21 protein-coding genes are annotated in these 17,956 nt (G+C 55.4%); 13 read left to right on the forward strand and 8 right to left on the reverse strand.

From position 1 onward, the window contains the following. The first annotated feature begins 2 nt into the window (after window positions 1-2). The 4 genes from rnr to ACSOSI_RS01690 all read left to right on the forward strand — a co-directional run bounded on the left by rnr (window position 3) and on the right by ACSOSI_RS01690 (window position 5,530). Window positions 3-2,489, forward strand: a complete 2,487-nt coding sequence (rnr, locus tag ACSOSI_RS01675) for a ribonuclease R (RefSeq protein ID WP_017891362.1) — start codon at window positions 3-5, stop codon at window positions 2,487-2,489. 59 nt (window positions 2,490-2,548) lie between these two features. Continuing rightward, window positions 2,549-3,280, forward strand: coding sequence for a 23S rRNA (guanosine(2251)-2'-O)-methyltransferase RlmB (gene rlmB, locus ACSOSI_RS01680; RefSeq protein WP_012004902.1), 732 nt, complete (start codon window positions 2,549-2,551; stop codon window positions 3,278-3,280). A 129-nt stretch (window positions 3,281-3,409) separates the two neighbouring features. After that, a complete protein-coding gene (locus ACSOSI_RS01685; RefSeq protein WP_476706443.1) occupies window positions 3,410-5,044 on the forward strand; it encodes an isovaleryl-CoA dehydrogenase in 1,635 nt (544 codons plus the stop codon). An 87-nt stretch (window positions 5,045-5,131) separates the two neighbouring features. Further along, window positions 5,132-5,530, forward strand: a complete 399-nt coding sequence (locus tag ACSOSI_RS01690) for a DUF350 domain-containing protein (RefSeq protein ID WP_012004904.1) — start codon at window positions 5,132-5,134, stop codon at window positions 5,528-5,530. Here the strand turns inward: ACSOSI_RS01690 and ACSOSI_RS01695 are convergent. Further along, window positions 5,527-5,802: a YdgH/BhsA/McbA family protein gene (locus ACSOSI_RS01695; protein ID WP_012004905.1), complete on the reverse strand. Its 276-nt coding sequence runs from the start codon at window positions 5,800-5,802 to the stop codon at window positions 5,527-5,529. The two genes, ACSOSI_RS01690 and ACSOSI_RS01695, sit on opposite strands and share 4 nt — an antisense overlap. A gap of 122 nt (window positions 5,803-5,924) precedes the next feature. Next, window positions 5,925-6,233: a biofilm peroxide resistance protein BsmA gene (bsmA, locus tag ACSOSI_RS01700; RefSeq protein WP_218218423.1), complete on the reverse strand. Its 309-nt coding sequence runs from the start codon at window positions 6,231-6,233 to the stop codon at window positions 5,925-5,927. 126 nt (window positions 6,234-6,359) lie between these two features. Here bsmA and yjfP point away from each other — a divergent pair, with 126 nt between their 5' ends. Continuing rightward, the gene (yjfP, locus tag ACSOSI_RS01705; RefSeq protein ID WP_476706444.1) at window positions 6,360-7,112 is read left to right on the forward strand and encodes an esterase; all 753 of its coding nucleotides are present in this window, start codon (window positions 6,360-6,362) and stop codon (window positions 7,110-7,112) included. A gap of 93 nt (window positions 7,113-7,205) precedes the next feature. On the opposite strand, the gene ACSOSI_RS01710 is transcribed toward yjfP, so the two are convergent. Continuing rightward, window positions 7,206-7,472: a YdgH/BhsA/McbA family protein gene (locus ACSOSI_RS01710; protein WP_012004908.1), complete on the reverse strand. Its 267-nt coding sequence runs from the start codon at window positions 7,470-7,472 to the stop codon at window positions 7,206-7,208. A 457-nt stretch (window positions 7,473-7,929) separates the two neighbouring features. Between ACSOSI_RS01710 and rpsF the strand changes: the two genes are divergently transcribed. The 5 genes from rpsF to ACSOSI_RS01735 all read left to right on the forward strand — a co-directional run bounded on the left by rpsF (window position 7,930) and on the right by ACSOSI_RS01735 (window position 9,846). After that, entirely contained in the window at window positions 7,930-8,328 is a 399-nt protein-coding gene (gene rpsF / locus ACSOSI_RS01715; protein ID WP_006317459.1) for a 30S ribosomal protein S6, read from the forward strand. Between the two features lie 6 nt (window positions 8,329-8,334). Continuing rightward, on the forward strand, window positions 8,335-8,652 hold the full coding sequence (gene priB / locus ACSOSI_RS01720) for a primosomal replication protein N (protein WP_012004909.1): 318 nt from the start codon (window positions 8,335-8,337) through the stop codon (window positions 8,650-8,652). A 4-nt stretch (window positions 8,653-8,656) separates the two neighbouring features. Beyond that, window positions 8,657-8,884, forward strand: coding sequence for a 30S ribosomal protein S18 (gene rpsR, locus ACSOSI_RS01725; RefSeq protein WP_002210155.1), 228 nt, complete (start codon window positions 8,657-8,659; stop codon window positions 8,882-8,884). 39 nt (window positions 8,885-8,923) lie between these two features. Next, a complete protein-coding gene (gene rplI / locus ACSOSI_RS01730) occupies window positions 8,924-9,376 on the forward strand; it encodes a 50S ribosomal protein L9 (protein ID WP_012004910.1) in 453 nt (150 codons plus the stop codon). Between the two features lie 110 nt (window positions 9,377-9,486). After that, on the forward strand, window positions 9,487-9,846 hold the full coding sequence (locus tag ACSOSI_RS01735; RefSeq protein ID WP_115183398.1) for a DUF488 domain-containing protein: 360 nt from the start codon (window positions 9,487-9,489) through the stop codon (window positions 9,844-9,846). Here ACSOSI_RS01735 and ACSOSI_RS01740 read toward each other — a convergent pair. Continuing rightward, on the reverse strand, window positions 9,843-10,517 hold the full coding sequence (locus ACSOSI_RS01740; protein WP_026142162.1) for an OapA family protein: 675 nt from the start codon (window positions 10,515-10,517) through the stop codon (window positions 9,843-9,845). The genes ACSOSI_RS01735 and ACSOSI_RS01740 overlap by 4 nt on opposite strands. A 286-nt stretch (window positions 10,518-10,803) precedes the next feature. On the opposite strand from ACSOSI_RS01740, the gene fklB reads away from it, so the two are divergent. Next, on the forward strand, window positions 10,804-11,424 hold the full coding sequence (gene fklB, locus ACSOSI_RS01745; protein WP_012004913.1) for an FKBP-type peptidyl-prolyl cis-trans isomerase: 621 nt from the start codon (window positions 10,804-10,806) through the stop codon (window positions 11,422-11,424). A 46-nt stretch (window positions 11,425-11,470) separates the two neighbouring features. Here fklB and ACSOSI_RS01750 read toward each other — a convergent pair whose 3' ends face one another. After that, a complete protein-coding gene (locus ACSOSI_RS01750) occupies window positions 11,471-13,423 on the reverse strand; it encodes a bifunctional 2',3'-cyclic-nucleotide 2'-phosphodiesterase/3'-nucleotidase (protein WP_476706445.1) in 1,953 nt (650 codons plus the stop codon). Between the two features lie 256 nt (window positions 13,424-13,679). Between ACSOSI_RS01750 and cysQ the strand changes: the two genes are divergently transcribed. Then, complete coding sequence (gene cysQ, locus ACSOSI_RS01755; RefSeq protein WP_476707237.1) at window positions 13,680-14,420, forward strand: 3'(2'),5'-bisphosphate nucleotidase CysQ; 741 nt, start codon at window positions 13,680-13,682, stop codon at window positions 14,418-14,420. Between the two features lies 1 nt (window position 14,421). On the opposite strand, the gene ACSOSI_RS01760 is transcribed toward cysQ, so the two are convergent. Continuing rightward, the gene (locus ACSOSI_RS01760) at window positions 14,422-14,979 is read right to left on the reverse strand and encodes a YtfJ family protein (protein WP_012004916.1); all 558 of its coding nucleotides are present in this window, start codon (window positions 14,977-14,979) and stop codon (window positions 14,422-14,424) included. Window positions 14,980-15,305: 326 nt separating this feature from the next. Here ACSOSI_RS01760 and ACSOSI_RS01765 point away from each other — a divergent pair, with 326 nt between their 5' ends. Then, complete coding sequence (locus tag ACSOSI_RS01765; protein ID WP_012004917.1) at window positions 15,306-15,512, forward strand: DUF1107 domain-containing protein; 207 nt, start codon at window positions 15,306-15,308, stop codon at window positions 15,510-15,512. 279 nt (window positions 15,513-15,791) lie between these two features. On the opposite strand, the gene paeA is transcribed toward ACSOSI_RS01765, so the two are convergent. Next, window positions 15,792-17,123: a polyamine export protein PaeA gene (gene paeA, locus ACSOSI_RS01770; protein WP_112364410.1), complete on the reverse strand. Its 1,332-nt coding sequence runs from the start codon at window positions 17,121-17,123 to the stop codon at window positions 15,792-15,794. Between the two features lie 177 nt (window positions 17,124-17,300). Continuing rightward, window positions 17,301-17,942, reverse strand: a complete 642-nt coding sequence (gene msrA / locus ACSOSI_RS01775) for a peptide-methionine (S)-S-oxide reductase MsrA (RefSeq protein ID WP_012004919.1) — start codon at window positions 17,940-17,942, stop codon at window positions 17,301-17,303. Window positions 17,943-17,956: the final 14 nt, after the last annotated feature.

Consider the following 17,956-nt stretch of genomic DNA (forward strand, 5'->3'; position numbering starts at 1 on the left):
CAATGTCACAAGATCCATTCCTGGAACGAGAAGCAGAAAAATATGAATCCCCAATCCCGAGCCGTGAATTCATTCTGGCCCATCTGGCGAAAAGAGAAACGCCGGCCAGCCGCGAAGAGCTGGCCAAAGAGCTGAATTTAACCGGTGAAGAGCCGTTAGAAGCGTTGCGTCGCCGTTTGCGTGCGATGGAACGTGACGGTCAGTTAATATTTACCCGCCGTCAGTGCTATGCGCTGCCGGAACGTCTCGATCTGCTGCGCGGTACCGTTATCGGCCACCGTGATGGCTTTGGTTTCCTGCGTATTGAAGGCAGCAAAGACGACCTGTATCTGTCAGCTGAGCAGATGAAAATGGCAATCCACGGTGATGTGGTGCTGGCACAGGCAATGGCTGCAGATCGCAAGGGCCGCCGTGAAGCGCGTATCGTCCGTGTGCTGGTGCCGAAAACCAGCCAAATCGTCGGTCGCTTCTTTATGGATGCCGGTACCGGCTTTGTGGTGCCGGATGATAGCCGCCTGAGCTTTGATATCCTGATCCCGGCCGAAGCAGCCAGTGGCGCACGCATGGGCTTTATGGTGGTGGTTGAGCTGACCCAACGTCCGACCCGTCGCACCAAGGCGGTAGGCAAGATCGTTGAGATCCTCGGCGATAAAATGGGCACCAGCATGGCGGTGGATATCGCTCTGCGCACCCATGAGATCCCGCATGTTTGGCCGCCACAGGTGGAAAAACAGGTTGCCGATCTCAGTGAACAGGTACCTGAAGCCGCCAAGAAAGGCCGTGTCGATCTGCGTCAGTTACCTTTGGTGACCATTGACGGCGAAGATGCACGCGATTTCGATGACGCGGTTTACTGTGAGAAAAAACGCGGTGGCGGTTGGCGCCTGTGGGTGGCCATTGCCGACGTCAGCTACTACGTGCGTCCGCGCACCGCGCTGGATGACGAAGCGCGCAACCGCGCAACTTCGGTGTACTTCCCATCAGAAGTCATCCCGATGCTGCCGGAAGTGCTGTCCAACGGCCTGTGTTCGCTTAACCCGCAGGTTGACCGCCTGTGTATGGTGTGCGAGATGACCATCTCCGCCCAGGGGCGTCTGTCGACGGCCAAATTCTATGAAGCGGTAATGAGCTCTCACGCCCGTTTAACCTACAACAAAGTCTGGCACATCTTGCAGGGCGATCAGGAGCTGCGTGAACATTATCACCCGCTGGTCAAGCACCTGGAAGAACTGCACACAATGTACAAGGTGTTGGATCAGGCGCGCGCCGAACGTGGCGGTATTGCTTTCGAAACCGAAGAAGCCAAGTTTATCTTCAACGCCGAACGTCGTATTGAACGTGTTGAGCCAACGGTGCGTAACGACGCCCACAAACTGATCGAAGAGTGCATGATCATGGCGAACGTTGCCGCGGCACGCTTCGTTGAGAAGAATAACGAGCCGGCGCTGTTCCGCGTGCATGACCGTCCAAGCGACGATCACATTACCGCGTTGCGCAGCGTGCTGGGCGAACTGGGCCTGACGCTGGGCGGCGGTAACAAGCCGCAGCCGAAGGACTACGCCACCTTGATGGATGAAGTTTCCGAACGTCCTGACCATGAAATGCTGCAAACCATGCTGCTGCGTTCCATGAAGCAGGCGGTCTACGATCCGGAAAACCGGGGCCACTTTGGTCTGGCGCTGGCTTCTTATGGCCACTTCACCTCACCGATCCGTCGTTATCCGGATCTGGCGATGCACCGCGCAATCAAATACCAGCTGGCTAAAGAGCACGGCGAGCCGAAAGAGCGCTGGACGCCGACCGGTGGTTGGCACAGCGAGTTTGAAGAAATGCTGCAGCTGGGCGAGCACTGTTCGATGGCCGAGCGCCGCGCTGATGAAGCGACGCGTAACGTTGCCGACTGGCTGAAATGCGACTTTATGCAGGATCACGTCGGGGAAGTGTTCAGCGGTATTATTGCCAGCGTGACCGGCTTTGGTTTCTTCGTTCGTCTGAACGATCTGTTTATCGACGGTCTGGTGCACGTATCATCGCTGGATAATGACTATTATCGCTACGATAATATCGGCCAGCGTCTGATTGGCGAATCCTCCGGCGTGGTTTATCGCCTGGGCGATACGGTAGAGATCCGCGTTGAAGCGGTGCATATGGACGAGCGTAAAATTGACTTCGCTCTGGTCTCCAGCACTCGCAAGCCGCGTGGTGAAGGCAAAACCGAACGCGATCGTGCCAAGAATGGTGGCCAACGCACCCTGCGTGGCGGAGCCGGTGCAGGCCGCACTTCTGCACCACGCAAACGTCGTGGTGGTAAAGCGCCGGCCAATTTTGAGCCTGACAGCGCCTTCCGTAAAGACGAAGCCAAACCCGCTGACAAGGTGAAGAAAGACAAAAAGGCGAAAGCCAAGAAAGTGTCCGACAAAACCCGGAAAATAGCGTCGGCGACCAAGGCCAAACGCGCCGGCAAGAAGAAAGGTGCTGAGCAGGCTTAAGCTGCCACACGTCATTATCACCGGCTGGCATACGCCAGCCGCACAGTTAAAAGAGCATCATGAGCGAAATTATTTACGGTATTCATGCCGTCAAGGCCCTGTTAGACAACGATCCGCAACGCTTCCTGGAAGTGTTTATCCTCAAAGGGCGTGACGATCGCCGCTTGCAGCCGCTGATTGCCGAGCTGGAAGCGACCGGCATTGTTATCCAGGTGGCTAACCGCCAGTGGCTGGATGAGAAGGTCGAGGGCGCGGTGCATCAGGGGATTATCGCCCGGGTGCGCGAAGGGCGTCAGTATCAGGAAAACGATTTGCCGGCGCTGCTGGAAAGCGTGGACACGCCTTTCCTGCTGGTGTTGGACGGCGTGACCGACCCGCACAACCTCGGCGCCTGTCTTCGCAGTGCCGATGCGGCCGGTGTACACGCGGTGATCGTCCCGCGCGATCGCTCTGCCCAGTTAAACGCTACCGCCAAGAAAGTGGCCTGCGGCGCGGCGGAAAACGTTCCGTTGATTCGCGTCACCAACCTGGCGCGTACCCTGCGTTTGCTGCAGGAAATGAACGTCTGGGTCGTCGGCACTGCCGGCGAAGCCGATCACACTTTGTTCCAGAGCAAAATGACTGGCCCGATGGCGCTGGTGATGGGGGCAGAGGGCGAAGGTATGCGTCGTCTGACTCGCGAGCACTGTGACGAGTTGATCAGCATTCCAATGGCCGGGACGGTGTCTTCACTGAACGTTTCAGTGGCGACCGGCATCTGCCTGTTTGAAGCGGTGCGTCAGCGCAGCTGATTTACCGGTAAGGGCGCAGAATTTTGCGCCCTTGTTGCTTTCTCAATTCCCACCCTGTGATCTCACCTGCGGCAGAAATCCCCCTGACGACCATACTTACTCCTGACGCCTTTATCAGGGAGCAAGCCGATGGTCTGGAATACACACACCGTTTTTAATCAGCCGAAGCCGCTGGGGAATAGCAATCTGTTCCTGTCCGATACGCCACTGCATGAGGCGGTACAGCGCGAGCAAGCCGGTTGGGATGTGGAAGTGCTGGCCTCGTTGGGGCAGCAGTTGGGTACCCAGGAATCGCTGGAACTGGGGCGACTGGCCAATGCCAACCCACCGGAGTTATTGCGCTATGATGCTACCGGCCAGCGGTTGGACGACGTCCGTTTCCATCCCGCCTGGCATATCCTGATGCAAGGCTTGATCGCTAACCGTGTGCATAACCTGCCGTGGCAGGAGGATGCCCGTATTGGTTCATTCGTGGCGCGCGCCGCGCGTTTTGTGCTGCATGCTCAGGTCGAAGCCGGCACCCTGTGTCCGGTGACCATGACCTTTGGCGCTATCCCACTGCTGCAGCGTTCTCTGCCGGCAGAATTCCAATCCTGGTTAACGCCACTGCTATCCGATCGTTACGACGCGCATGTGCTACCCGGTGGGCAAAAGCGCGGCTTGCTGATTGGCATGGGCATGACCGAAAAGCAGGGCGGTTCCGACGTATTGAGCAATACCACCGCCGCCAGCCCGTTAGCGGCCCGCGGCCCGGGGGAGGCTTACCGACTGGTAGGACACAAATGGTTTTTCTCGGTGCCGCAAAGCGATGCGCACCTGGTGCTGGCGCAGGCCGAAGGGGGACTGTCGTGCTTCTTCCTGCCACGTATTTTGCCGGACGGCACGCGCAACGCCATTCGGCTGGAGCGGCTGAAGGATAAACTGGGTAATCGTTCCAACGCCAGCGGAGAGGTTGAGTTTCAGGACGCCAGCGCCTGGCTGGTGGGCGAGGAAGGGGATGGCGTGCGGCATATCCTGAAAATGGGTGGCCTGACGCGTTTTGACTGTGCGTTGGGCAGCCAGGGTTTGATGCGGCGCGGGCTATCGGTGGCGTTATATCACGCTCTGCAGCGGCAGGCGTTCGGCAAACCCTTGATCGAACAACCGATGATGCGTCAGGTGTTGGCGCGGATGGCGCTGCGGCTGGAGGGGCAAACGGCGGCCCTGATGCGCCTGGCGCGAGCCTATGACAGCATCGGCGTCGGGGCGCCTTTGGAACAGGCGCTGTGTCGGGTGATGACCCCGGCGGCGAAGTTTGAAGTCTGTCGACAGGGCATTCCTTTTGTCGGCGAAGCGATGGAGGCGCTGGGCGGTATCGGCTACTGTGAAGAGAGTGAACTGCCGCGGCTGTACCGTGAAATGCCGGTGAACAGCATTTGGGAAGGTTCCGGCAATATCATGTGTCTGGACGTGATGCGAGCCTGGGGGAAGCTGCCGGTGGTACAGGAAGCCCTGGAGCTTGAATTTGGTGAGGTCAGGGGGCAGAACCGTCACTTTGATCGCCAGTGGCGGCATTTGCTCCAGTTGATGCGCAAACCCCAGGAGGAGCAGGGACGGGCAGTCACCGGAGCGTTATTCAATCTGTTCGCCGCGGCGCAGCTTCTGCGCTACAGTTCACCGCCGTTAGCGGAAGCCTGGTGCCAAATGATGCTCGATACCCGTGGTGAGCGAACATTACCAGACCGTCTGTGCGAGACGTTGTTTGCCCGAGCGATGGGAGGCTAGGGAAAACAGTAGCGCTACAGCGGGAAAAGCTTTTTAATTCAGCACTTGGCCCGTAAGGGATACTGACCTCTGACCAGGAAACATGACATGGATATTCTCAGCGCGTTGGCGGCATTCGCCTCTTATTTCTTCAGTGGCTTTGCCATGGTTCTGGTGTTCTTGTTTGTTTATACCCGCATTACGCCGCATGACGAATGGGCGTTGATCAAGGCCGACAATCAGTCAGCCGCTTTTGGATTCGTCGGCGCCTGCCTGGGTTATGTGATCCCGTTGGCCAGCGCGGCGATCAACTCGGTCAGCCTGCTGGACTACCTGCTATGGGGCGTGGTGGCCTTGGTGGTACAACTGCTGCTGTTTGCGGCGGTGAAAATCTATATGCCGCGTATCAGCGACAAGATTGAGTCCAATCACGTCGCCGCCGGGATTTTCCTGGGGGGCGTGTCAATCAGCGGCGGCATACTGAATGCGGCCTGCATGACCTACTAAAGATAGAGAATTGCAAAGGCGCGCCAGCCAGGCTGATGCGCCTGTTCTTCCATCCGCAGGATGCGGTAATAGCTCGCCCCATGCTCATCAGCCTTGCGGGCAATCAATTGTTCTACATCCTGAGGCGAGCCGGGCAGGTTATTCAGGGTGATTTGTGCAATTTCGCTGAGTGGCGTAACGCGGTCTGCGGGCGCCAACTCAGCGGACTGAGCGCTGGCGCTGAGTAACCCCATTGAGAGCAGGAGGGCGGTGAGTGCGGCGGAGCGTGTCATGGCGTTCCCCTTGGTCGGATCCTGGACTCACGCTCGCAGGCTGCGGCGCGCTGACCGCCAGTGTGCAACAGCCAACTTCAGTCTGTGCAAAGCCAATGTAAATCTTATTAAAACTCCAGAGTTTACCGGTACAGGATCGCCTGCGAATACCACTGGCCGGGCACCACGGTTTCACTGTTCATCATGATCATGTAATAGCGTGCGCCGCTGGCGTTGGCTTTCTTCTGAATTTCTGCTTCCACATCCATCGGACTGCCGCGGACCAGGGCGCTGGTGGTGCCCATTTTCACCAGACTGCCGGTTTGCGCCCGGGTTACCTCTTGCGCCTGCCCATTGGGCGCCGGCGGGGCTTTTGGCGTCGTGGTCATTATGCCACAGGCACTAAGCAGCGTGACCAGCGCCAGGGGCAGCAACAGATGGGACAGTTTCATAGAGACCTCGACAAAGCGGAAAGCATGATTTCAGTGTAACTCATTATAAATTGGAACAGATTGAGCTAATGCTATTAAGCTCAAGTTTGCCATTATGGAGGCAAACAGCGACGTGGAGAAAAACGGATGATTGAAATCTATGACGAGCGGGTGGGAGACACTGCGGTGATCCACGCGGTGCCTGCGGGGCAATATCACCAGCCATTGCCGACGGTATTTTTCTACCATGGCTATACCTCGTCGAAAGAAGTGTACGCCTACTTTGCCTATGCATTGGCCAAAGCAGGGTTTCGTGTGGTGCTGCCGGATGCCGATCTGCACGGCGAACGTTTTGATGGCAATGAAGCCAAACGGCTGGCCAGTTTTTGGGAGATCCTTCGACGCAATATTGACGAGTTACCGGCGCTGAGGGCGCACTTTGAACAGCTCGGTCTGATTGCCGAGGGGCGCATTGGCGTGGGCGGTGCGTCAATGGGCGGCATGACGACATTGGGCAGTTTTGCCCGCTATCCGTGGGTGAAAGCGGCGGCCAGCCTGATGGGGGCCGGTTACTACACCTCTCTGGCACAAACGCTGTTCCCACCGCTGGATGAGCAGGGAAATCCTTTGTCGAGCGAGGATTTTGATGCGCGCATTGCCATGCTGGCGGATTACGGTCTGGAACAGCAGTTGGAGAAAGTTGCCGATCGTCCTTTGCTGCTGTGGCACGGTGAGGCGGATGACCTGGTGCCGGCGGCGGAAAGCCTGCGGCTGGCGACCGAACTGCGCCAGAGTGGCTGGGACCGACAATTGACGTTACTCACTGAGCCGGGAGTCAAGCACCGCATTACGCCACAGGCGCTCAGTACCACCGCCGATTTCTTCGTGCAATCGCTGTAAAAAAGCCCCCTGCAGGCAGGGGGCCGATGGTGACTTTCGCAGTTTAATTTACTGTTTTAGGCGCGAGTTGCTTCCCTGGTACTGCATTTTCACTTAGCGATACAGTTCGGCGCTGACGTGGATGGTGCTGTTGTTTTCAGGCTCATGCAGGGCAATGATCCGATAGGCGGTGGCGCCGCGCTGGTCGGCTATCTTGCTCACCTGACTGGTGGCGTCATCTGGAGAAACCACATTCTGGTTCAGCGTGACGAAGCCAACGCTTTGACGTTGATCGGCCTGGTGTGAGGTGATCTCTGTTGCGGCCATGACGTTGGCGGAAAACAGTAAAGCAATGGCGGTAGCGATGGTGATGTGTTTCATAATTGCCTCTCTTAACTGTTTGCTTCAACGGCCTGACAGCCGGTGCCAGTGCAGCAAAAAGTTATTTGCATGTATTGAATAACCTCAAATCTTTTTCGTCGCGCTGTCTGCGGCGGATAACTACAATTTTAGACCTTCCGGCAGGATTAAAAAGGCCGCCATTTTGATGGCCTCTTTCAAAAAAAATGAATGAAATTCATGCGGCAGTGATGATTTTATTGAGAGATTTTTTCAACTGATGGATTTGTGTACATAGGTTTTGCCGACAGCAAATCGTGCTATTTACGCATCCGCTTCGCATTACCGATAATAAGCCCCCTTCGACCCTTGAGTTTTTCAGCCTGCGCAAGTATGATTACGCGTCATTTTTTCAGCCGCACACACATACACGTTCCTTGCTTCCATGGGCCGCGGTTGACCCTGACAGGAGGCTGAATAATCCGTAAGGAGCAATTCGATGCGTCATTACGAAATCGTTTTTATGGTCCACCCTGACCAAAGCGAACAGGTTCCGGGCATGATCGAGCGTTACAGTGCTACCATCACTAACGCTGCTGGTCAGATTCACCGTCTGGAAGACTGGGGCCGCCGTCAACTGGCTTACCCGATCAACAAACTGCACAAAGCCCACTACGTTCTGCTGAACGTTGAAGCTCCGCAGGAAGCGATCGATGAGCTGGAAACAAACTTCCGCTTCAACGACGCCGTTATCCGTAGCATGGTTATGCGCGTTAAGCACGCGGTAACTGAAGCATCTCCGATGGTTAAAGCGAAAGACGAACGTCGTGGCGATCGCCGCGAAGACTTCGCTAACGAAACCGCAGATGATGCTGATGCTGGGGATTCTGAAGAGTAATTTACCGTGACGGCTAATCGGCTGACGTTGTCTGGCACCGTGTGCAAGACGCCGACGCGTAAAGTGAGCCCGTCAGGTATTCCACATTGCCAGTTCGTGCTTGAGCACCGTTCAGTGCAAGTGGAAGCCGGTTTTACCCGGCAAGCCTGGTGTCGTATGCCGGTGATTATCAGCGGCAAGGCCCATCAGGCCATTACTCAAAGTATAACGGTCGGCACGCCTCTCACCGTTTCCGGTTTCATTAGCAGCCATCAAGGGCGCAATGGACTGAACAAAATGGTGTTGCATGCCGAGCAGATTGAATTGATAGATTCTGGAGACTAGCCTAATGGCACGTTATTTCCGTCGTCGCAAGTTCTGCCGTTTCACAGCGGAAGGCGTTGTTGAGATCGATTACAAAGATATCGCAACGTTGAAAAACTACATTACCGAAAGCGGTAAAATTGTCCCGAGCCGTATTACCGGTACTCGTGCAAAATACCAGCGTCAGCTGGCTCGCTGCATCAAGCGCGCTCGCTACCTGTCCCTGCTGCCATACACTGATCGTCATCAGTAATCGGCCGCCGTCTATTAACGACTTTAAGAGGATAAGGTAATGCAAGTTATTCTGCTTGATAAAGTAGCAAACCTGGGCAGCCTGGGTGATCAAGTTAACGTTAAAGCGGGCTACGCCCGTAACTTCCTGGTACCACAGGGCAAAGCTGTTCCTGCTACCAAGAAAAACGTAGAGTTCTTCGAAGTACGCCGTGCAGAACTGGAAGCCAAACTGGCTGAAATTCTGACTGCTGCTGAAGCTCGCGCAACCAAGATCAACGAACTGGGTTCAGTCACCATCGCGTCTAAATCAGGCGACGAAGGTAAACTGTTCGGCTCTATCGGCACCCGCGACATCGCTGACGCAGTTACTGCGGCAGGCGTTGAAGTTGCCAAGAGCGAAGTTCGTCTGCCGAATGGCGTTCTGCGTACCACTGGTGAACACGAAGTTCAGTTCCAGGTACACAGCGACGTATTCGCACAGCTGAATGTAGTTGTGGTAGCAGAAGCTTAATCGCTGCTGCTCGCCAAGTTAAAACGCCAGCCTCGTGCTGGCGTTTTGCTTTTCTTAGGTCCGCTAAATCGCGTTACCCTGTTATCACCTTGAGTGAGGAGCAGCGGCAAATGGCAGAGATTAACTTACAGCGTGTGTATGATTTTACTGGCCCGGCGCCGGTGAACTGTTATCTGATAGATCGGCTGTGGCCGCGAGGCGTCAGCAAGGAAAGGCTGCAGGGCGTGCAGTGGCTAAAGCAGGTGGCACCGGATAACGCACTGCGGCAGTGGTTTCATCAGCACCTTGAGCAGTGGGAAGAGTTTGAAAGCCGCTACCGACGGCAACTGGCGGAAAATGACGCCTGGCAGCCGCTGGTGGCATTATTACGGCAAGGTCAGCCCATGACCCTTCTTTATGGCAGTAAAGACACACAGCACAACCATGGCGTCGTGCTGCGCGACTTTCTGTTGGCGCAGTTGGCCGATTAACGCTCGCGGCGGTAACTGCCGTCGGCCTGGCGGCGGAACAACACCTGCGTATTATCAGCGGCGGTGACCGAGAGCGCGGTGATCACGCCGTTAGTATCACGTTCGATACGTACTTCCTGGCCGGCTTTCATGTTACTGAGCGGCTTGTCATTACCTTCCACCTGCGCCATGGCGAAGACTTCGTTCACCGGCAGGCTGTTGTCGCGGAACAGTTGCGCCAGCGTCTGCCCCGGCTGGATCTGGAAACGTTGCCAGTTGCCCGCCGGTTCAGGTTCGACAGCGTGCTGTTGCTGAGCATTATTTTGCAGATCGGCCCGCAATGGCACGCTGTTATCCTGCTGGGTAACCGGGAAAGGTTGCCCGCTGTTCTGGGAAGAGTATGGCCATAGCAGCGCCAACAGCAGGATGATGCCGAAAATCAGGGTCCAGCGGCGGTGAAAATAGGGTAATGGCTCCATCCAACCGAAACCGTCCGGCAGGTGCCAGATCTTCAGCAATAATGCTTTGATACTTTGCCCCTTACCGTTTCCCGGTGGTTGTTCTGAATCCGGATCTTCTACCGCCTCTGGCGCGGAGCCTGGTTTCAGGCGCTGGCTGAAGTTCAGCCAGGTACGCAGCAATGGCTGGTAGACACGGGTGGTTTTCCTTCTCCTGGGCGAGATTCTGCCCATGGTGACCTCTCTTCAACGGCGTAAAATATCAGGGTACAAAAGGCTGTACCGACGTCCCGATGCTCTTGTTTCAGTATAGTCCGCTAACTGATTGAAGTGAAAGGCAGCAGCAAACCCATGCCTGTTGCGGCAGGCAATTCGCCTGGGGCGCGGGAGCGGGCGTTAACAGGAGGTTATTGTTTCTTTTTCTACGACAAAAGTCATCATTCTCCACACAAGATTTTACCCGGCTTTACGGCGCTGTTATGCTGCGCTTTCGACTTTTTAAAGACTAAAGGAAAACCCCATGACAACCCCTTCTTTTGACAGCGTTGAAGCTCAAGCGAGTTACGGGATTGGTTTACAGGTCGGCCAGCAGTTGCAAGAGTCCGGTCTGGAAGGTTTACAACCGGAAGCTCTGCTGGCAGGTTTGCGTGACGCGCTGGAAGGGAATGCCCCGGCGGTTCCGGTAGACGTGGTTCACCGTGCACTGCGTGAAATTCACGAACGTGCTGATGCCGTGCGTCGCGATCGTCAGCAGGCGATGGCCGTTGAAGGTCAGAAATTCCTGGAAGACAACGCCAAACGTGACGAAGTGACGCTGACCGAATCCGGTCTGCAGTTCTCCGTGCTGGAGCAGGGCGATGGCCCAATCCCGTCCCGTCAGGATCGCGTGCGTGTGCATTACACCGGCCGTCTGATTAACGGCGACGTGTTCGACAGCTCTGTAGAGCGCGGCCAGCCGGCAGAATTCCCGGTCAGCGGCGTGATCCCAGGCTGGATCGAAGCGCTGACTCTGATGCCGGTCGGCTCCAAATGGCAGCTGTACATCCCACACGACCTGGCCTACGGCGAGCGTGGTGCAGGCGCATCCATCCCGCCATTCAGCGCGCTGGTGTTTGACGTCGAGCTGTTGGAAATTCTGTAAGTCACCGCAGAGTTTTTCAAGGGCGCCTTAACGGCGCCCTTATTGTTTATTTCTTCTGCAAATCAATCTGATAAACCGCAAAGCCGATGCTGTCTGTCCCTTCAGCTTTCATCGGGTACTGGGCGTGCGTTTTGATAAACGCGCTGGCTTTGTCACTCGGTGAGGTTTCAAAGCGGATATCCAGCGGCTGCGGGCTGCTGAACGTCGCCAGGCGCCAGTTATTATCCACCTGTGGCTTCACTGCGCCGTGTTGCCTGGTTTCAGCGCTGATATAAGCCGCCAGTACCGAACGGTTCTCATCCGGTGAAGCAAAAGCAATGTGTTGATCGCCGGTGCCGGCAAACTTGCCGCCGTAGGCGCGGTAGTTATTGGTGGCAACCAGGAAAGTGGCGTTTGGATCGATCGGTTTGCCTTTGAACGTCAGCTCCTTGATGCGCTGCGCCTTGTCGTTAATTAACTGGCATTCGCCGTCGTAACGCGCCGGTTGGCTGACGTCGATCTGATAATTGACTCCGTCAATCACATCGAAGTTATAGGTGCGGAAACCGTCCCAGTTGATCAGGCCCTGTGGTTTGCTGCTGTTGACGTCGATCTGGTTGAACTGCCCGGCGGAACACTCCAGCCATTCCTTCACTTCTTTACCGCTGGCTTTCACCACCACCAGTGTGTTGGGATAAAGGTAGAGGTCTGAAGCGTTACGGAAGGTGAGCTGACCTTTTTCCACCTCAACGAAGCTGGCCGGATCGTTTTTGCGCCCGCCCACCTTGAACGGCGCCGCGGCTGACAGCACCGGCAGGTCAGCCAGATCCGGATCGCCCTGAATATAGTGCTCGACGTAGGCCTTTTGCGCGTTATTGACGATCTGCACCGTCGGATCATCCTGCACCAGCGCCAGATAGCTGTACATGTTGTCGTCGGCCTTGCCGACGGGCTTGCTGACGAAATCTCGCGTGCCTTTGTGATCTTCCGCCAGCACTTTCAGCAGGTTGGCGTCTTCCGCCGCCAGCGATTTCTTGTTCTCTTTGTCGTAAATCGGCCGAGCTTGCGCCTTGGCCGCCGTGACTTTCCAGGTGCCGCTGTCGTTATTCAATTGCAGATCGACCACGCCGAGATGATCGCCCCACTGGCCCGGCATCACTGCCGGGATGCCGTTCAGCGTACCTTGTGTGATGTCAGCCCCTTTGATATTGGCGAAGTCCTTGCTGGGGAACACGGCGTGAGCGTGGCCGAACATGATGGCGTCGATGCCCGGTACCTGGCTGAGGTAGTACACCGAGTTTTCCGCCATGGCTTTGTACGGTTCGCTGGACAGGCCGGAGTGCGGGATAGCCACAACCAGATCGGCGCCCTGTTTGCGCATTTCCGGCACGTAACGTTTAGCCGTTTCGGTGATGTCGTTAACGGTGACCTTGCCCTGCAGATTGGCTTTATCCCACACCAGGATTTGCGGTGGCACAAAGCCGATATAACCGATGCGCAAACTATGTTCTTTGCCGTCACGGTCTTTTACCGGCGTATCGACGATAATGTAAGGAGTGAACAGGGGTTTTTGTGTTTTAGCGTCGATCACGTTGGCGTTGATATACGGGAATTTGGCACCGGCAATGGCGTTTTTCAGGTAATCGAGCCCGTAGTTGAACTCATGGTTGCCGATATTGCCGACCACATAATTCAGGGTATTCATCGCCTTATACACCGGGTGTACATCACCGGGTTTCAGGCCTTTGGCCGCCATATAATCGCCGAGCGGGCTGCCCTGAATAATGTCGCCGTTGTCCACCAGCACCGTATTGGCGGCCTGCTGACGGGCTTGTTCAATCAGGCTGGCGGTGCGTACCAGACCGAATTTATCGGTCGGTTTATCCTTGTAGTAATCGAAGTCCATCATGTTGCTGTGCAGGTCGGTGGTTTCCAGCACGCGCAGATCGACCGTTGCCGCTTGTGCGGAGGCGCACACCAGCATAGCGAGGGCAGACAACGTCAGCGGACGCTTCATCATTTTTAGTTTTCTCCATTCCATTTTTCGAGTTTTATCGCAGAGGAACATGTAATTAACATTGGTTGTCTCACCAAACTGTGAAGTGTGGCAGAAAATAAGCCAGTGCAGGACAGTAAATGTCACAGTTGTGACGGCAAAGACTCGAGTGATTACCGCGGGTTAAATCGTTGTGATGGATATTCCATGCAAAAAAAACTAGGCTGCTAGCAATGAGAAAGGGGAAATGACCCATGGAACTGCATATCTGAGGTGAATGATGTTAGAGCAAATTTGCCAACTGTCCCGCGAGGCGGGCGCAGCGATCATGGCGGTATATGACGGTAAACAACCGCTTGATGTCGCACAGAAAAAAGATGATTCCCCGGTGACTGCGGCCGATCTGGCAGCGCACCACATTATCCAACGCGGCCTGGCAGCGTTAACGCCGGACATACCTTTACTGTCAGAAGAAGATCCACCGAGCTGGGAAGTGCGACAGAATTGGACGCGTTACTGGCTGGTTGATCCGCTGGACGGCACCAAGGAATTCCTCAATCGTAACGGCGAATTCACGGTAAATATTGCGCTGATTGAAGGCGGTGAAGCGGTGATGGGCGTGGTTTACGCCCCGGCGATCGACGTGCTGTATCTGGCCGAACGCGGCAAAGCCTGGAAAGAAGAAAAAGGCCAACGTCAGGCGATTGGCGTCAGTAATGCCAATCCGCCGTTGGTGGTGGTTAGTCGCTCGCACAGTGACGAAGAGCTGAAGGATTACCTGAATCAGTTAGGTGAGCATCAGACCGTATCGGTCGGTTCCTCGCTGAAGTTCTGCCTGGTGGCAGAAGGTAAAGCGCAGCTTTATCCACGTTTTGGGCCGACCAATATCTGGGATACCGCCGCCGGACACGCGGTCGCGGTGGCGGCCGGAGCGCAGATCCACGACTGGCAGGGCAGGCCGCTGCTCTATACGCCGCGTGAGTCTTTCCTCAACCCCGGTTTCCGGGTTTCGCTGTTCTAATTCAGTTTGCCAGCAGTTGGTGCAGTTGGGTCATGACCTGCTGCACCTCTTCCGGCGTCAGTGCGCCGTCTTTGGCAAACTGGATCCTGCCCTGCTTATCCAGCACCACAATGGCTGACCCCTTCGGCTGTAAATCCCAGGCTTTGCGCACGTTACCGTTGCTGTCGACCACAAACTGCGACCAGGGGAACTCTTTCTTGCTGTCTTCGATACTGCTGCGGACAAACATCGCCGTGCCGAGCAGAGCATCATCGGTATTCACTATTGTCGTCGTTTGGTAACGATCGTGCGGTAGCTTGGCTTTCTTAATCGCTTCTATCAGTGGGTCGTTCATGTCCTTGGCAGAGCTGCGGCCGGCAATATGCTGGATGACTCGCACTTTTCCACTGAGCTGCGCGCTATTCCAGTTTTGATAGCTAAACTTATCATTAGCGTAGTTCAGCTCACCCTTGTCGCTGACGCCAATCGGCGCTACGCGTTGCTGGAGCTGGAAGTTATGCGCAGAGGCAAAAAGGGGTGCAAACAGCAGGGACGCAATGAGCATGTGACTTTTTTTCATGCCTTCTCCTTGAAGGTGGAATGGTGCCGACCGCACCCGACAGCCTAAAGCATAGGTGGTGATCGGAGGTCTGTCCTGTTAGCCGGATCTCAGTTCTTCTTTCAGGCCGCTAATACCCGGTTTTTGAAGGGATATACTGAAAAAGATATATATAATCATATACAATTCTGTCAAAAAGTGTAAATCCAGTGAAGATCTCCAGGCGGAAATGAACGTTATGGTCTTTACTAGGTCTACTACATGGCAATCAAGTTGCGTTCTTACTTTAGAGGCTGCCACCTTGGCGGCTCGCTGAGCGCATGGACCAAACGGAGGAAAGTAATAGAATGAGAATCTTCCAGCGTTATAATCCGTTGAAAGTGGCGAAGTACGTCAAGACCCTGTTTCGTGGCCGGCTGTATATCAAAGATGTGGGCGCGTTCGAATTCGATGAAGGGAAAATTCTGCTGCCGAAAATTCGCGACCGACGTCACTTCAGCGTGATGTCAGAGGTTAACCGTCAGGTGTTGTTGTTGCAGACCGAGATGGGTTGATCAACTACCCGTCGCCTTTCAAGCCGCAGCGTTGTTACCTGCACTCAGTTACGTGGCCCATCCGTGGGCCACGCCCCTAAAGGGGCCGCTGCAACCAGCGTTCAAATCTGTTCCCGACAGATTTGTCACCTCAGTTACTTACTAAAGTAAGCGCCTGGGGATGAGTGAGCTGGCCGCCTAGCTGCAACTCGAAATTCATAGGGTAATAGTTAGAGCACCTGCAAAAGCTAAAATAATCGCGGCCCCGTTTGGGGCCGCTGACGTTTTTATCGATGGAGATCAGGCCGCGGGTTTTTCTTCCGGTGCCTTCGGCAGTACCGATGCCGGTTTGTCGCTCAGCCGGGTTACCAACAGTTGGTCAATCTTGTAGCTGTCGATATCCACCACTTCAAACTTGTAGCCGGCGTATTTGACGAAGTCGGTCCGTTTCGGGATCTTGCGCAGCATATACATCATAAAGCCGCCGATGGTTTCGTAGTTGCCCGCCTGCGGGAACTCATCAATGTGCAGTACGCGCATTACATCGTCGATCGGCGTCCCGCCCTCAATCAGCCATGAGCTTTCATCACGCGCCACGATCTGCTCTTCCTGGCCCTGGCCTACCAGATCGCCCATCAGCGTGGTCATCACGTCATTGAGTGTGATGATACCCACGACCAACGCATATTCATTGAGAATAACCGCAAAGTCTTCACCGGCGGTTTTAAAGCTTTCCAGCGCTTCGGACAGCGTCAGGGTATCCGGCACGATCAGCGCCGAGCGGATCTGCACGCCGCTGCTCAGCACCAGGCTCTGATTGCCCAGCACGCGGTTCAACAGGTCTTTGGAGTCCACGTAGCCGACGACTTGATCGATATTGCCATCACAGACCAGGAACTTGGAGTGCGGATGGGTCGAGACCTTCTCGATAATGCTTTCTTCGGTCTCACGCAGGTCGAAGTAAACCACGCTTTCACGCGAGGTCATCGACGAAGGTACGGTGCGAGATTCCAGTTCGAACACGTTTTCGATCAGCTCATGTTCCTGTTTGCGCAGCACACCCGCCAGGGCACCGGCTTCTACCACCGCGTAGATATCGTCGGAGGTGATGTCGTCTTTGCGCACCATCGGCAGTTTGAACAGGCGGAAGATCAGGTTTGCCATGCCGTTGAAGAACCACACCAGCGGCCGGAAAATCATGATCGAGAAACGCATCGGGTTGATGATCCGGACGGCAAACGTCTCTGGTGCAATCATACCGATGCGCTTCGGGGTCAAATCTGCAAACAGGATAAACAGGCTGGTTACCAGCACGAACGAACAGACGAAGCTGGCCTGCTCTGCCAGTTCAGGGGATAAAAAGCGGTCGAACAACGGTTGGAATGTAGGAGAAAAGGCTGCATCGCCGACGATACCGCCGAGTATGGCCACGGCGTTCAGGCCAATCTGTACCACGGTAAAATACAACCCCGGGGTTTCCTGCAGTTTGAGGACTTTGGCGGCATTGACGTTACCTTCGTCAGCCATCATTTTCAGTTTAATCTTGCGTGACGCGGCCAGAGATATTTCCGACAGTGAGAAGAACGCACTCACTGCGATCAGAAAAAGAATCAGTAAAATACTGTTTAACATAATCTATCCATACGTGCCGACGGGATGACGGCGCTCTTGAGGAAGGGTAGTACATTGTAAAAAAAGTAGCGATAACAACCAGAAAGAAGGTTATCGGGCCGATGATCCGGCCCGCACAGTATAGCAGCAGCCCTACCGGGGCCGCCAGCGGTTAAAAAATTACCTCCAACCTGCGGCTTAGCCCTGTGGTGGCAAGCAAACACCGATACCACCCAGACCACAGTATCCTTCAGGGTTTTTGTACAGGTACTGCTGGTGGTCGTCCTCGGCATAGTAGAACGGCAGGGCCGGTGCGACCTCGGTGGTGATGGCGCGTTTATCGCCGGCCTGCTCCATCGCCTGTTGGAAACGCTGCAGGCTGCTTTCCGCTTCGGTCTGCTGCTCCGGCGTCAGCGTATAAATCGCCGAGCGATACTGGGTACCGACGTCGCCGCCCTGACGCATGCCCTGCGCCGGATCGTGGTTCTCCCAGAATACCTGCAGCAACTGTTTGTAGCTGATGATTTTCGGATCGAATACCACTCGTACCACTTCCGTGTGGCCCGTTTGGCCGCTGCATACTTCGCGGTAGGTCGGGTTTGGCGTATAGCCACCGCTGTAGCCCGCTGCGGTGCTGTAAACCCCTTGCTGTTGCCAGAACAGGCGTTCTACTCCCCAGAAACACCCCATGGCGAAGATCGCTACTTCCAGGCCGTCCGGCACTTGGGTCATTGAGTGATCGGTGACCACGTTAAGCGTGGCAACCGGCATGGGAGTGGTGCGGCCAGGTAATGCGTTTGCCTGGTCGACAGTTTGTGTTTTATCAAAAAATGGCACCACGGTTGACTCCTGTT

This window comes from Serratia sp. AR11 (assembly GCF_056376275.1).